Origin of the sequence: Pseudokordiimonas caeni (assembly GCF_026719705.1) — a bacterium.
GTDB lineage: Bacteria > Pseudomonadota > Alphaproteobacteria > Sphingomonadales > Kordiimonadaceae > Gimibacter > Gimibacter caeni.
In genome coordinates this window covers 137796-151944 of the sequence record NZ_JAPPRR010000004.1, presented here as the reverse complement: position 1 = coordinate 151944, position 14149 = coordinate 137796, and the positions used below count along the sequence as shown (strand labels likewise).

At 59.6% G+C, this 14149-nt stretch carries 17 protein-coding genes; 8 read left to right on the top strand and 9 right to left on the bottom strand.

Annotated features, from left to right (window positions below; all coding sequences use genetic code 11):
• Nucleotides 1-63: 63 nt before the first annotated feature.
• Complete coding sequence (locus tag OU694_RS15600; protein WP_308911944.1) at nt 64-747, top strand: TorF family putative porin; 684 nt, start codon at nt 64-66, stop codon at nt 745-747.
• 113 nt (nt 748-860) lie between these two features.
• Nucleotides 861-1811 carry a CsgG/HfaB family protein gene (locus tag OU694_RS15595; protein ID WP_373460456.1) on the top strand — a complete coding sequence of 317 codons (951 nt, stop codon included), beginning with the start codon at nt 861-863 and terminating at the stop codon, nt 1809-1811.
• A 77-nt stretch (nt 1812-1888) separates the two neighbouring features.
• Here OU694_RS15595 and OU694_RS15590 read toward each other — a convergent pair whose 3' ends face one another.
• Entirely contained in the window at nt 1889-2725 is an 837-nt protein-coding gene (locus OU694_RS15590) for a flagellin (protein WP_308911942.1), read from the bottom strand.
• A gap of 230 nt (nt 2726-2955) precedes the next feature.
• On the opposite strand from OU694_RS15590, the gene OU694_RS15585 reads away from it, so the two are divergent.
• The gene (locus OU694_RS15585) at nt 2956-3357 is read left to right on the top strand and encodes a hypothetical protein (protein ID WP_308911941.1); all 402 of its coding nucleotides are present in this window, start codon (nt 2956-2958) and stop codon (nt 3355-3357) included.
• Nucleotides 3358-3371: 14 nt separating this feature from the next.
• On the opposite strand, the gene OU694_RS15580 is transcribed toward OU694_RS15585, so the two are convergent.
• From OU694_RS15580 to OU694_RS15565, 4 genes are all read right to left on the bottom strand, one after another.
• Nucleotides 3372-3854 carry a GNAT family N-acetyltransferase gene (locus OU694_RS15580; RefSeq protein ID WP_308911940.1) on the bottom strand — a complete coding sequence of 161 codons (483 nt, stop codon included), beginning with the start codon at nt 3852-3854 and terminating at the stop codon, nt 3372-3374.
• A gap of 9 nt (nt 3855-3863) precedes the next feature.
• Nucleotides 3864-5228, bottom strand: a complete 1365-nt coding sequence (locus OU694_RS15575) for a glutamate--cysteine ligase (protein WP_308911939.1) — start codon at nt 5226-5228, stop codon at nt 3864-3866.
• 123 nt (nt 5229-5351) lie between these two features.
• Nucleotides 5352-5882: a cysteine dioxygenase gene (locus tag OU694_RS15570; RefSeq protein WP_308911938.1), complete on the bottom strand. Its 531-nt coding sequence runs from the start codon at nt 5880-5882 to the stop codon at nt 5352-5354.
• A gap of 120 nt (nt 5883-6002) precedes the next feature.
• The gene (locus OU694_RS15565) at nt 6003-6746 is read right to left on the bottom strand and encodes a 16S rRNA (uracil(1498)-N(3))-methyltransferase (protein ID WP_308911937.1); all 744 of its coding nucleotides are present in this window, start codon (nt 6744-6746) and stop codon (nt 6003-6005) included.
• 105 nt (nt 6747-6851) lie between these two features.
• Between OU694_RS15565 and ubiA the strand changes: the two genes are divergently transcribed.
• Together ubiA and ppa are read left to right on the top strand one after the other, a co-directional pair.
• The gene (gene ubiA / locus OU694_RS15560; RefSeq protein ID WP_308911936.1) at nt 6852-7790 is read left to right on the top strand and encodes a 4-hydroxybenzoate octaprenyltransferase; all 939 of its coding nucleotides are present in this window, start codon (nt 6852-6854) and stop codon (nt 7788-7790) included.
• Between the two features lie 31 nt (nt 7791-7821).
• Nucleotides 7822-8349 carry an inorganic diphosphatase gene (gene ppa, locus OU694_RS15555; RefSeq protein WP_308911935.1) on the top strand — a complete coding sequence of 176 codons (528 nt, stop codon included), beginning with the start codon at nt 7822-7824 and terminating at the stop codon, nt 8347-8349.
• Nucleotides 8350-8492: 143 nt separating this feature from the next.
• Here the strand turns inward: ppa and OU694_RS15550 are convergent, their stop codons facing one another.
• Nucleotides 8493-9227, bottom strand: a complete 735-nt coding sequence (locus OU694_RS15550) for a glutathione S-transferase family protein (RefSeq protein ID WP_308911934.1) — start codon at nt 9225-9227, stop codon at nt 8493-8495.
• 132 nt (nt 9228-9359) lie between these two features.
• On the opposite strand from OU694_RS15550, the gene OU694_RS15545 reads away from it, so the two are divergent.
• Nucleotides 9360-10082, top strand: a complete 723-nt coding sequence (locus OU694_RS15545) for a helix-turn-helix transcriptional regulator (protein ID WP_308911933.1) — start codon at nt 9360-9362, stop codon at nt 10080-10082.
• Here the strand turns inward: OU694_RS15545 and OU694_RS15540 are convergent.
• On the bottom strand, nt 10079-10348 hold the full coding sequence (locus OU694_RS15540; RefSeq protein WP_308911932.1) for a hypothetical protein: 270 nt from the start codon (nt 10346-10348) through the stop codon (nt 10079-10081). The genes OU694_RS15545 and OU694_RS15540 overlap by 4 nt on opposite strands.
• A 184-nt stretch (nt 10349-10532) precedes the next feature.
• Between OU694_RS15540 and OU694_RS15535 the strand changes: the two genes are divergently transcribed.
• Both OU694_RS15535 and OU694_RS15530 read left to right on the top strand, forming a co-directional pair.
• On the top strand, nt 10533-11237 hold the full coding sequence (locus tag OU694_RS15535) for a CoA transferase subunit A (protein WP_308911931.1): 705 nt from the start codon (nt 10533-10535) through the stop codon (nt 11235-11237).
• Nucleotides 11237-11866: a CoA transferase subunit B gene (locus tag OU694_RS15530; RefSeq protein WP_373460455.1), complete on the top strand. Its 630-nt coding sequence runs from the start codon at nt 11237-11239 to the stop codon at nt 11864-11866. Before OU694_RS15535 ends, OU694_RS15530 begins: the two co-directional genes overlap by 1 nt.
• 56 nt (nt 11867-11922) lie before the next feature.
• Here the strand turns inward: OU694_RS15530 and OU694_RS15525 are convergent, their stop codons facing one another.
• Both OU694_RS15525 and OU694_RS15520 read right to left on the bottom strand, forming a co-directional pair.
• Nucleotides 11923-12684, bottom strand: a complete 762-nt coding sequence (locus OU694_RS15525; RefSeq protein ID WP_308911929.1) for a transporter substrate-binding domain-containing protein — start codon at nt 12682-12684, stop codon at nt 11923-11925.
• Complete coding sequence (locus OU694_RS15520; RefSeq protein ID WP_308911928.1) at nt 12681-14075, bottom strand: sulfatase-like hydrolase/transferase; 1395 nt, start codon at nt 14073-14075, stop codon at nt 12681-12683. The genes OU694_RS15525 and OU694_RS15520 overlap by 4 nt, the downstream gene beginning before the upstream one ends.
• Nucleotides 14076-14149: the final 74 nt, after the last annotated feature.

Sequence of the window (14149 nt, the reverse complement as noted above, 5' to 3'; positions counted from 1 at the left end):
TGCCGTATTTTTGCCCGCTTTGCCCCGCAGAGAAGGGAAAACAGGCAGCGAGGAGAGGAAAGAATGACAACACGTTACATGCTGATGGCCATGGCCCTTGCGGCGACAACGCCCGCCGTGCAGGCAAGCGATCTTGACCTTGAAGGCTATGTCGGCGTTGTCAGCGATTACCGCGACCGCGGCATCAGTCTTTCCGACAAGGATTTCGCCGCCATCGGCTCTGTCGCTGCCTATCACAAAAGCGGGCTTTACGGTGGCATGCTGGCGGCGACCTTCGATGACCGGCTTGGCGGGCAGGTGGAAACCGAATTTTTCGCCGGTTACCGCATCGACAAGGGAACCGTGATTTACGATATCTCCGGCGAGCTTGACATGTATCACGGGGACGATGGTACCCGCACGCTGCCGGGCCTGCGGGGTAGCATGGCGCGCGATTTCGGCCTCTTCTTCATCCGGGGCGGACTTGCATGGTCGCCCGAGGGTCGCTGGCATTCGCCGGATGTGGCAAGCCTCTATGCCTTTTCCGATCTTGAGGTGCCGGTCCCCAACATGCCGGAACTGACCTTCATCACCCGTGTGGGTTATGACATGCGCAGCGATGGCCGCTCCAACCTCTGGGACTGGGGGGTTGGTCTTTCCGCCTTCCTCCTCGACCGGGTGGAACTGACGCTGATGTATGACGATACGTCGAAAAACGATCCGCGTGCCTCGGGCACGGTCAGCGTTGGCGCGCGCTTCTATTTCTGAGCCCCGCCGGGGCGGCCATTTTATGCCGCCCGAGGGGCCTCCCAAACTGGACAAACCCTTGTTCCCGGCGTAGGCTCTGCGTCCTTATTTATACTCAGCAGGGGTGCTCAATGATCAGGAAAACGATGGGCCCCGTGGCGGCCGTTTTTGCCACTGTGGCGATGCTTTTTACGCCTTCCGCCGTCCTCGCGAAGGATGTTCAGAAAACCAAAGCGGAAAAAACCGCACAGATTCCGCACTGCGACAAGAAGCTCGGCGCGCTTGCCGTGGTGGAGCCGGAGAACCAGTGGTGGCGCCAGTATGAACTCGGCAGCCCCGAAGCGCTGATCAAGGTCTTCGTGATGAAATCCGGTTGCTTCACCCTCGTTGACCGCGGCAAGGGCATGGCGGCACTGCAGGCCGAGCGCGCGCTCGCCTCGGGTGGCGATCTGCGCCGGGGCTCCAACATCGGGGCCGGGCAGATGAAGGCAGCCGACTATGTGCTGGTGCCTGATCTGGTTTCCTCGAACGCGTCGGCTGGTGGCAATGCCATCGGCGGCCTCGTCGGCGGTCTGCTTGGCGGCCGCACCGTCGGTGCCCTTGCCGGCGGCATCAGCATCAAGAAGAAGACCGCAAACGTTGTCCTCACCGTTACTGACGTCCGCTCGTCCGAGCAGGTCGCGATGGTGGAAGGCCATGCCAAGAAGAAAGACCTCGGTTGGGGTGCTGGCGGCGGCCTCTTCTCGGGCGGCTTCCTTGGCGCGGCTGGCGCGTCCGGCTATGAGAATACCGAAATCGGCCAGGTGATCACGCTGGCTTACCTGCAGGCTTACACGGACCTCGTGTCGCAGTTCAGCGCGCTGCCCGATAATGCCTCGGAAGAAAACTTCAGTCAGGCGGTGAATATGGTGAAGCCGGGCCGCATGTATTCGGCGGCCGATCCTTCAAGCGCGGTCGTGCGCCCGGTCGAGCCCGGCATGATGCTTTACCCCACCGGCAACAAGGAAGGCGTGATGTGGGAAGTGGAAGACGAACTTGGCAACAAGGGCTGGGTTTCCTCGATCCTTTTTGAGCTCGCGAAATAAGCCTTTCTCAGTTAGCTGATCAAAGTGAAAGGGCCCCCGTCGGGGCCCTTTCTTCTTTGGGGTCGTCTTGGGGGGAATCAGCGGAACAGGGCGAGGATCAGCTGCGGGCCCTGATTGGCGATGGCCAGCGCCTGCAGGCCAAGCTGCTGGCGCACCAGAAGGGCATTATATTCGGCCGATACGCGGGCCATGTCGGCGTCCACCAGATTGCCGATGCCGACATTGATGCTGTCCTGCAGCTTGCCGGTGAATTCTTTCTGGATCTGCAGCCGCTTGGCACCGGCGCCAAGTTTGGAAAGCGCCGAGTTCACATTCTCGAGCGACGTTTCAAGGAGGGCCTGCACCGAGGCGGCGTCTGCAATGCTTGAAATGTTGGACGTGAGGCCCAGAAGATTGACCGTATTGCCCTCTAGTGACAGGTCCTGCGCGGCAATGGTGATGACATTGGCGGCCGATCCGGTTGAATCCGTGATGGCCTGAATGGAATTGCCACCGTTTTTCACGGCGTTGCGGCCGTTGAACGTCGCATTGTTGGCAATCGAGTTGATCTGGTCGCGCAGCTGGACGAATTCGTCATTGAGCGATTTGCGGCTGGCGCTATCGAGCCCCGGATCCTTGGCCGCAACCACCAGTTCCTTCATCTCGATCATCAGGTCGGAAATGGCTTCGCCAGCGGCGAGCGCCACATCAACTTCGGACAGTGCCCGGTCGATGGAGCCGCGCGCGGCATTCAGCCCGGCGACCTCGCCCCGCATGCGCTGGGCAATGGCAAAAACGGCGGCATTATCCTTGGCGGAAGAAACCTTCAGGCCTGTCGCAATCTGCCGCTGCAAGACTTCGAGCCTTGCATTGGTTTTGGACAGCATCTGCAGCGCCAGAAGGGCGCTGGGGTTCGTATTGACCGAAAAGGCCATCACGCGTGTTCTTTCGCTTACCGAACATTTTTGTTCTGGCCGGCCTTTTGCCGACCCGGCCTTTCGTGGCCGATAAGGCGGAGATTAGCAGAATTTTCGGGGCGTGGGAATTGGGTGCTTTTTGATGGTTTCGTACAATGATCTTGCTAGAATTCAATCATTGAATGTTTTTTTGGTTTTGTGGAGTGGCAATAAATTTAGCTCTGAACTGTATCGGGCAAGGAGGAAGAATGAAGTCTTTAAAAACTGTGTTAGCTGTTTCGTTATTGGTTCTGCTCAGGGGATTGTTAATCCCAGTTTCAGCGCAGGACGCCGAGCTGAATACGTGCGATCTGTTGGCAGCAGATTATAAACGAGTGGAACAAAACATGGCAGTTAGAATGGCGGAAAGCGTTGGTGATGACAGTGCTCCTAGGGCGACGTTACGTGCCATGGAGGAATTAAATGATCTGATGATGGCTTCGATGACGCTACAATTTATGCGGGAAAATAATTGTGCTTTACCGAAGCGCGCCCCGAATGCGGGCAAGTATCTTGGACGTGCTGTTAATTGCGAGACGCAACGTCTCAGGGGCAGTCAACAGCAGATACACGAGGCGTGCAATAGAGCAAACTGGGTGCCGGGAACGTAGGTAGTCACTGCGTGTCAGCTGCCCGCGAGGGCGGCAAGCGCTTCGCCGTCCAGCCGGAAGATGGTCCATTCGTCCATCGGCTTGGCGCCGAGCGATTTGTAGAACTGGATCGAGGGTTCGTTCCAGTCGAGGACCGACCATTCGAAACGGCCGCAATCGCGTTCCAGGGCGATTTTGGCAAGGTGCTTCAGAAGCGCCTTGCCGGCCCCCGCGCCGCGTGCTTCGGGGCGGACGTAAAGGTCTTCCAGATATAGCCCCTGTTTGCCAAGGAACGTCGAGAAATTGTGGAAGAAGAGGGCGAAGCCCACGTCTTTGCCGTCGAGTGCTGCAATCACCACCTCGGCCTGCGGGCGGTCGCCGAACAGCGCTGCCCCGAGCGTTTCCTCGGTGGCGACCACCAGATGCGACAGGCGCTCATACTCCGCGAGTTCCTTGATGAAGGAAAGGATGACGGGTACGTCGGCCTTGCTGCCAAGGCGAATGTCGATCTGGCTCATAGGTCTCCCTCAGTAAGCGAAGTCTGCAAACACGCGGGTCACGTCGCCGCCCCAGTCGCCGTTGTAGCGGTCCATGAGGATATCGGCGGGTGCCTTGCCCGAACGGGCGGTTTCGAAAAGGTCGGCAAGGAAACCCTGTTCGGTTTCCCCGCAGGTGGAAGCCATGTTGCGGGCCTTGAGACCGCTGTCGGCGATTTTCAGCACTTCAAGCGAAAGGTCCTGCAGGCTGCGGCCCCGGATTTTGGCGGCAAGGCCGTGGGTCGGCACGTCGGCGCGCAGGGCTTCCATCTCGGCAACCGACCAGTCTTTCACGAGGTCGAAGGCTGCCGTCTGGGCGCTCGCATCATAGAGGAGGCCAACCCAGAAGGCGGGCAGAGCACAAAGGCGCGACCACGGGCCGGCGTCAGCCCCGCGCATCTCCAGATAGCGCTTCAGGCGCACTTCGGGGAAGGCGGTGGTCATATGATCCTTGAAGTCTTCCATCGTCGGCTTTTCGCCGGGCAGCGCCGGCAACTTGCCCGCCATGAAATCGCGGAAGGACTGGCCGGCGGCATTGATATATTTGCCATCGCGCTTCACGAAATACATGGGCACATCAAGGAGATAATCGGTGTAACGCTCGAACCCCATGCCGGGCTCGAACACGAAGGGCAGCATGCCGCAGCGGTCGGGATCCGTATCTGTCCAGATATGGCTCCTGTAGCTTTTCATCCCATTCGGGCGGCCTTCCTTGAAGGGCGAATTGGCGAAAAGCGCGGTCGCGAGCGGCTGCAGTGCAAGGCTGAGGCGGAACTTTTCCACCATGTCGGCTTCGTCCGCGAAATCGAGATTCACCTGAACGGTACAGGTGCGCAGCATCATGTCGAGCCCGAGGCTGCCTTTGGTGGGCATATAGGCGCGCATGATATTGTAGCGGCCCTTTGGCATCACCGGCACGTCCTCGCGCTTCAGCACGGGGTGGAAGCCAAGGCCCAGAAAGCCGATGCCGAGTGCCTCGCCGATGGCTTTCACATCGCGCAGGTGCGCCGAGGTCTCGTTGCAGGTCTCGTGCAGGGTCTCGAGCGGGGCACCCGAAAGCTCGAACTGGCCGCCGGGTTCCAGTGTGATGGAAGCGCCGTCCTTCTCGGCGGCGATGACGTGGCCGCCTTCCTCGATCCCGTTCCAGCCGCGGTCAACGAAGGCCTTCAGCACATCATGGATGCCGGGGCGACCGTCTGTTCCTTCATAGGCGAGCGGGGCATTGTCGGCACGATGGAAGACGAATTTTTCGTGCTCCGAGCCGATCCGCCAACTGGCCCGATCCGGCTTGGAACCGCCTTCCAGATAAGCCGTCAGTTCGGCTTTCGATTCAATGACTGGCCCGTACTCTGACATTTCGCTGCCCTCAGGTTTCTATGTTGAAACCCTCTTAAGCGCTGAAAGTTGGCCATACAAGAAATCTTATTTCTCGTCACACGGTCGTGACGAAAGGATGGCTAACCCGTGATCGGGCGCGTGTCAGAAATGGTAAGGCACGTTGATGCAGCAGGGGTCGGTTGAAAGGTCGATCCCGTATACATGCAGGGTCACCGCGCGTTTGGTGCCGCGGTTATACAGCCGGTGGATGCCGCAGGGTTTGGGGTCGACGGCGGCGATGGCGCCTTTTTCGGCTTCGATAAAGTCCGACAGGCGCACCTGATGCGTCTCTTCGTTCACCAGTTCGAACATGTCGCAGCCGATGGTACCCTCGGCCACACCGACACAGCCCCAGGCGCGGTGGCCGTGGATCGCCGTCATGGCGCCGGGCAACCACTCGATAGCGAGCACGCTGAAGCGGCCCTTGGGGTCGGTGTGGACGATGTTGCGGCTGTAGCCGCAGTCATTGGCGGGGGAGGTGAGGTGGGGGGCGAGGTCGATCTCTTCGATCGTGTCGCGCATCAGGGCGGCGACGGTATCCTTCGGGGTGGAGCCATCGGCGTCGAGCGCAGCGGTCAGGCGAACAATAAAGTCGCTGAAGCTCATCTGCAGAAGAATGGTATCGCGCGGCATGGCATATTCCCTGAAATTGCATTCGCATTTTATTGCGATTATGTGGGATACAATACCATCATATATCCGAAAAGTGTTTGCGAAGTTCGAATTGAACTCAGGTTTTTATGGAATGGAATTCTATTTCCAGTCGCCAATCGCGGCCTGCCATAGCGCGACTGCGGCCATGGCTGCTGTATCTGCCCTAAGAATTCGTGGCCCGAGAGAAACGGTTACCGTTTGCGGCATGCGGCGGATCATGGCGCGCTCGGCGTCGTCAAAGCCGCCTTCCGGGCCGATGAGGATGCCCCATGGGCCGGTCGCTTCGCTCGCCGCTTCCCGCAAGGCCTCGACGGCGCTTTTGCCGGAAAGGTCCTCATCGCAGAACATCAGGCGGCGGCCTTCGGGCCAGTCGGCGAGAAGCTTTTCAAGCTTTACGGGTTCTGTATGGGTCGGTACGTCCAGCCGTTCGCACTGTTCGGCAGCCTCCACCGCGTTGGCATGCAGGCGGTCGGTATTCACGCGGCCGGCGTTGGTGCGGCGGGTCATCACCGGCACAATGTGCGACACGCCAAGCTCGGTCGCTTTCTCCGCGATATAATCAAGCCGGGCGCGCTTGATGGGGGCGAAACAAAGCCACAGGTCCGGCGAGGCGGACTGTTCCCGCGTGCGGGATTTGAGGCTGAGCGTGACGGCCTTCTTGGCGATCTCGGCGACCGATGCCTCCCATTCGCCGTCCCGCCCGTTGAACAGAAGCACGCTGTCGCCGATGCGCGCCCGCATCACATTGCCCAGATAATGGGATTGATCGGCTGACAGGGTGACAAGCCCCGCACCCGGCAGGGCGTCTTCCACAAAAAGCCTGATCCCGCTCATGGCGCGCATCTTTGTCTCCTGCTGCTTTTGCCCCAAGAACTGCGACGGGGGCGGGCGCCTGTCAAGCCGTGCTTGACTTAGCGGCAGGCATGGCACAAACGGGCAGGGTATGGAATGGCGAGGGCAGCAATGGCTGTGACAGTGCAAAAAACCGCCGATGCGGTGGAGGGAAGCTGGGTTTACCGGCACGCGCCCGCAAGCTGGCGGCCTTGGCTGAAGCTTGCCCGGATGGACCGGCCGGTTGGCACCTGGCTCCTTCTGTGGCCCTGCTGGTGGGCGCTCGCGATGGCGGCCCCCGAAGGTAGCGGGCCGGATATCCTGTATCTCGCCCTCTTTGCCATCGGTGCGCTCGTCATGCGCGGGGCTGGCTGTACCTATAATGATATCGTCGACCGCGATTTTGACGGGCAGGTCGCCCGTACCCGCAGCCGCCCGATCCCGGCGGGCGAGGTGACGCTGAAAGGCGCGTGGGTCTTTCTTGGGGCACAGTGCCTTGTAGGGCTCGCTGTCCTCCTCAGTTTCAACCAGTATGCGGTGATGGTGGGCGCGGCGTCGCTCTTGCTTGTCGCCGGCTACCCCTTCATGAAGCGGATCACCTGGTGGCCGCAGGCGTGGCTCGGCCTTACTTTCAACTGGGGTGCCCTTTTGGGCGCAGCGGCGGCAACGGGCGAGCTGCCGCTTTGGGCTATCGTTCTTTATGCTGGCGGGCCTGCATGGACGCTCGGGTACGATACGATCTATGCCCATCAGGACAAGGAAGACGACGCGCTCATTGGCGTGAAGTCCACGGCACTGCGGCTGGGGGCCGGCACCAGGGGCTGGGTTACCCTTTTTTATGGCCTCTTTCTCGCCTGCCTTGTCGGTGCAGGTTTGCTTGCAAACATGGGCCAAATCTACTACATCGGCATCGCGCTTGCGGGGCTTCACCTTGGCGCGCAGATCGTGCGCGTCGATATCGATGACCCGGCAGTGTGCCTGAGAGTTTTCCGCTCCAACATCCATTTCGGCTGGATCGTCTTTATCGGCATCGTCGCGGACCGGATGTGGGGTTAGCCACTACCCAAGTAAAGCAAGGATCCTCCCCATGGATATCAGCAAGATCAAGGTTGGCGAAAACGCCCCCTGGGACGTCAACGTCATCATCGAAGTGCCCGCCGGCACCGAGCCCGTGAAATACGAGATGGACAAAGAATCGGGCGCCCTCTTTGTGGACCGCATCATGCACACCGCGATGCGCTACCCCTGCAACTACGGCTTCATCCCGCACACGCTGGCGGACGATGGCGACCCGGTTGACGTTCTCCTTGCCAACCGCACCCCCTTCATGCCCGGTTGCGTTGTGCGCTGCCGCCCGCTTGGCGTCCTCATCATGGAAGACGAAAGCGGCATGGACGAGAAGCTCCTGATGGTGCCGGTCGACAAGCTGCATCCCTTCTATTCGAACGTGAAGAGCTACGACGAGCTGCCGCAGATCTTCCTCGACCAGATCACCCACTTCTTCGAGCATTACAAAGACCTCGAAAAAGGCAAATGGGTGAAGGTCGTTGGTTGGGAAGGCGCCGAGAAAGCCGCCCAACTGATCGAAGAAGGCATGGCCAACAACAAGGCCTGAGCCTCGCTCGCATGATTGAAGAAAAGCCGTCCGGGCGACCGGGCGGCTTTTCTGTTTCTGGGCACCCAAAAAATAGGGCCGCTCGGGGCTGAAACCGGGCGGCCCTTCGCCTTCGGGGGAAGGCGGGAGGTGGGCAAGGAACCTCAGCTTGCCTTTTTCATCTGAACGGCCGGGAAGAAACGGCCAAGGCCGCGTTCCACATACCAGGCAAGGTTCGGATGGCGTTCGATTTCGGCAATCAGCGGCGAGGGCAGGCCCGCCCCCATGATGCTGCCCAGAAGGCTGATGACGACGGCATCAAGGCTCGATAGGCCCGGCCCCATCATCCATTGCTTGTCGCCTAGGAAATCAGCGATGGCGGCAATGTCCCGCGCGCCAAGGGCATAGATTTCCGCCTGGCTGTGGCGGCCAAGGCCGTGGCCGTGCAGGTCGCGCAGGATTTCCTTCTGCACACCGTCTGCCACTTCGTCGCGCATGTCGGCCGGCACGTCATCGAAGACGGCTTCCTTGAGGATCGGCCACACATCCGGGTCCACCCAGCGGCTGTAGACCGCGACCCAGTAAAGCCGTTCCTCTATCATGCGGGCAAAGGCATGGGCCACCGCTCGTTCGCTGCGGGTAAGGGCAGCATCCAGATCTTTCGAAAGCGTGTCTTCCAGATAATGGCGGATGAATTCCGAATCCGGGATCAGCTTGTCGCCGGCCCGAAGCACTGGAAACTTGCCCTTGGGCATTTTCATGAAGTCTTCGGTCTCGTCGATCCGGTAGTTTGCCCCGGTCATCTGCAGCAGGATTTCGGCCTTGATGCAGAAGCAGGAAAGATTGACGGCACCCGGTGCCGTCGGGAATTGCAGGAGGGTGAAAGTCTCGCTTGTCATGTCTCGGGTCCCCTTGTTCTGGATCTTGTGTCGCCGCTGTCGGTGGCGACAAACGGACCATACTGACAGGCTACTGACAGGGCTTGTCAGGAGCCTTAAGATAGGGTGCAGAAAATTGATCCGAGGGGTTCCATGCGCAAAGCAGACCGCCTTTTTGAAACGATCGAGATACTCCGTCGTCACGGCAAACCGGTGACCGCCGATCATATCGCGGCGGAAATCGGCGTTTCCGTGCGGACCGTGTACCGCGATATAGCCGGCCTGCAGGCGGACGGTGTGCCCATCGAGGGCGAGGCGGGGATCGGCTATGTGCTGCACGCGGGCTATCACCTGCCGCCCCTGATGCTGACAACCGAAGAGGTGGAAGCCGTGGTGATCGGCGCCAAACTGGCTGGCCGCTACGGCGACAAGGCGCTGATCCGGGCCGCCGAATCGCTGCTTGCCAAGGTGCGCACCGTGCTGCCTGATGACGTGCGGGCCGACATGGAAGCGACCGCCTATTTCGCCGCACCGATCGATGACCGGCTTGCAGGCCCCATCGACCTTACCCTTATCCGCGGCGCCATCCGGGCGCAGGAGAAGGTGACGATTGCCTATATCAATGAAAAGGGGGAGCGGTCAGAGCGGACGATCTGGCCCATTGCGCTCGTCTTTTTTGGAAACTCGGCAGTGCTCGGCGCCTGGTGCGAGATGCGGCGCAGCTTCAGGAATTTCCGCCCGGACAGGATGGTCTCGCAAAGCCTTGTCGGGGCGCGTTATCCCGGTAGGCGCGACGATCTGGTGCGCCGCTGGTTCGAGGAAGCCAGCCGCGAGCGGCGGGCGGCTTGCCCCGATGACGGCAGAGGTCGCTCCTAGATCTCGTAGAAATCGATCTCGGTCTGGCGCAGGACGCGGCGGTAGGGCACCGGCAGGCGCACGGTCACTGCATCCATCGAACGATCGAAAATGTCTGATTTGCGGCGCGCCCAGCGCACGGCGGTGGCCGCCGAAGGGGTCGACGGAATCAGGAACATCAGCCCGATGATGAAGAAGATGAGCCCAAGCGGAATGGGCGTCAGCATGCCGACTATACCGATCAGACAGAAAAAGGTGCCTATTGTGCGGCACAGGATGCGCATCATGGTTGGTCTCCGCTCGCTGTCGCCGGAATGTGATCCGGCTTTTGTATTTGTTGCCTTCAATATAGGCCGAAATACGGCATATTCAAAGCTACTCCGTCTTGCGTGCAGTGCAAAAAATCGTTATCGATTTTCAACGCTCATTGAAATTTGGCGCCGGCGGTGCCAACAAGCCTGGGGAGTGGCCATGAGAAAAGTGTTTGATAATGCCGGAACAGCGCTGGAAGGCCTGCTGTTCGATGGCATGACCATCATGTCGGGGGGCTTCGGCCTTTGCGGCATCCCGGAGAATCTGATCGCGGCGCTTCTCAAAAGCGGTGTGAAGGATATCACGGTCATTTCCAATAACTGCGGCGTCGATGGCTTCGGCCTTGGTGTGCTTCTGGACGCCAAACGCATCCGCAAGATGATCTCGTCCTATGTGGGCGAGAACAAGGAATTCGAGCGCCAGTATCTGGCGGGCGAACTGCAGCTTGAGTTCAACCCGCAGGGCACGCTTGCCGAACGCATCCGCGCGGGCGGCGCCGGCATTCCCGGCTTCTACACCAAGACCGGTGTGGGCACGCTGATTGCCGAGGGCAAGGAACACAAGGACTTCGGCGGCGAAACCTACATCATGGAAACCGGCCTTGTGGCCGACCTTTCCATCGTGAAGGCATGGAAGGCCGATACCGAAGGCAATCTCATCTACCGGAAAACGGCGCGGAACTTTAATCCGATGATGGCAACCGCCGGCAAGGTGACTGTGGCCGAAGTGGAAGAGATCGTGCCCGCGGGCAGCCTTGACCCCGACCATATCCACACCCCCGGCATTTTCGTGCAGCGCCTGATCAAGGGCAGCTTCGAGAAGCGCATCGAACAGCGCACCGTGCGCAAGAAGGAGACCGCATGATGGCTTGGGACAGAGACCAGATGGCGGCACGCGCCGCCCGCGAACTCGAAGACGGTTTCTATGTGAACCTCGGCATCGGTATCCCCACCCTTGTGGCGAACCATATCCCCGAGGGGATCGAGGTCACTCTGCAGTCGGAAAACGGCATGCTCGGCATGGGGCCTTTCCCTTATGAGGGCGAGGAAGATGCTGACCTGATCAATGCTGGCAAGCAGACGATCACCGAACTGCCGACCACGAGCTATTTCTCGTCCGCCGACAGCTTCGGCATGATCCGCGGCGGGCATATCGATCTGTCGATCCTCGGCGCCATGGAAGTGGCCGAAAACGGCGATCTCGCCAACTGGATGATCCCCGGCAAGATGGTGAAGGGCATGGGCGGCGCCATGGACCTTGTGGCCGGCGTGAAGCGCGTTGTGGTGATCATGGATCACACCAACAAGGCGGGCGAATCGAAGCTCCTGAAGGCCTGCACATTGCCGCTGACCGGCACCGCCGTTGTGGACCGTATCATCACCGGCCTTGGTGTGTTCGATGTGGTCGAAGGCGGGCTCAAGGTTGTCGAGCTTGCGGACGGCGTGACGCTTGACGAAGTGAAGGCCAAGACGGAAGCCACGCTCGTCGGCTGATCTGGCGTAAAGAATTGGAAAAGGCCGGTGACCGCACGGTTGCCGGCCTTTTTCTTTTAGCGGTCGATTTCCGGCCGGTATTTGTAGCCGAGCTTGCCCATAGCCTCGCCCAGCTTGACGATCACCTGCGGGTCGGTCGCCTTGCTGCAGGTGAGATAGATGGGGGCCGGGGGCAGGACGCCATCAATCTTCAGGGCGGAAAGGAATGAAAGGCTCTGGTCCGCGGCCAGCGCTTCCTCCCACTGGTCGAAGGCGATGATCGTATAATCGGCGCGGCCGGCGGCGATAAGCTTGATCACCTGGATTTCGGACCCAGCATCATTGGCGACCCAATGGTCACGGTACTTGATCGCCTTGTCGACCTCGTTGCCGAAGGTGCTGCCGCCGACCATCATCGGGTGTAGGCTGCGGTCATGCAGGAGATCAAGGATATGCGGGTGTTCGGCCACGACTGCAGCCTTTTCAGGCCGGGACACGATAATGTCGCCCGGCAGCCAATCCCATTCATAAGGCACATAAAGCCAGCGCGCTGCGCGCTCATCATTATGCAGGCGCCCGGTGGTGCAGATTTGCCGCACGCCCTGGTCCAGCATCTTGGTTTCGGCATTGATCGTGGTCAGCAGCCAGTGGATCGAAAGGCCGGCGGTTTCGGCAACTTTGACGATCTGATCTACATAGGGGCCGGCCGGGCGGCCATCCACGATCTTCATGGTTGGTGGATAGTCATAATAGGTCACATTGATAGCGGGTTTGTCTCCCGCGGCCAGCGCATGGACACTCAGGAACACTATCGACAGGAGGCTTGTACAAGCTTTCATCGCCCTGCACCCGTCTCCGATGGTGTTTCGGGCGCCCCTTGTGCTACGTCGGGGCCTTTGCGAGTCAGATAGAACCAAGGCACGATCTTCGGGTTGAAGAGCTGTTTGGCATCGCGTTTCATGAAGGGTGGCTCATGGTCGCCCACGATCAGTATTGTGGTCAGATCCTCGTCAGCTCTGGCGACTGTTTCGGCAAGACGGTCTAGGAAATGATGGATGTAATTGGCTTGCTGACAGGCTTGGTAGTCGCTGATGGCGGCGCCTTTTGCACCACAGGCAAATGGCGTATCCGCCTCTGTTGCCACGAAGGGCAGGTGGCCAGTCAGGGTCAGGAAATAGACGAACCGTTTGCCATCGCTGGTGAGTTCCGGTGCTACGACTTTGTCGAGGACATCAGGGTCACAGGGGCCAAGGAAGACGCCCCGGCATTCTGCCATGCCAAGTTTGTACATGTTTTCGTAAAAGCTGGCGCGGGTGATGCCGATCTTCGGATACCAGTCGCGGCGGTCGAACATGCGACCGCGGAAGTTGTGAATGGCCACCGTTTCCACACCGGCTTCCAACAACCGGTGTGGCATGCAGGTGCCAAAGGACGGACGTTCTACATCTTCAAGGTCACTATATTTTTCCCAAGTGCCGCAAAGCTCGCGCATTTCGGCGTCGGTAGTATGGCCAAGGAAGGTGGTCGAACCGGTCTGGATATTGAAACGGCTGCTGATGGTCTCGCTGAAGAGCGGGGCGCTGACAATATCCCTGATGGCGACATCCTTGTATTCACCATAGCTTTCAACCATCACCATAAGAACTTTGCCATTGTCCGGCAGTGTGATGGCCCGTTGCTCGAAACCCGTGTCAAGGGAGGCTGACTGAAACTCTTCCGATGGGCCTAGCGTCTTGCCGAGGTCATAATGGATTGACTGAAGCGAAAAATATTCGCCGCCGGCTAGCGTGAAAGTAATCATGGTGAAAGGCACGGCAAGCCTGTCCGGATTCAAGGGCCGGTAGCGATAGGCCGCAAATGTTAGCAGAACACCTGACAGGATGATGGCAAGGAAAGGCAGATAGAAGGCTATGCCTTCCGACGGGGCGAGCATGGGCAGGAATTTGAGAGCCCCGGCCAGTTCCAGTAGCGTGAAGGAGAAGACACGCGCTCCGGTCGAAAGCAGATCAAGCACCAGTGCGCTCCAAAGAGTGGCGACCAGCCAAGGATTGATTCGCCGCGCCGCAAGGATTCCAAGCACCGTATACAGTGCGATGTAATTCATTCGGGAATCAGTGCCGATGATGTAAAAGCCGACGAACGGCAGGTTGCAGATCACCAGACACGCAAGGATATAGATAAAATTGCCGACAGGGCGGCGGCTGTCGCTCGCCGTCGCCTGTTCGTTCAATTTTGTGTCCGCTGCCGCAGTCCGAGCCATAAATGTGCGTCCCCCAATGCTGTCAACCGGTGCCCAGCGTGCCA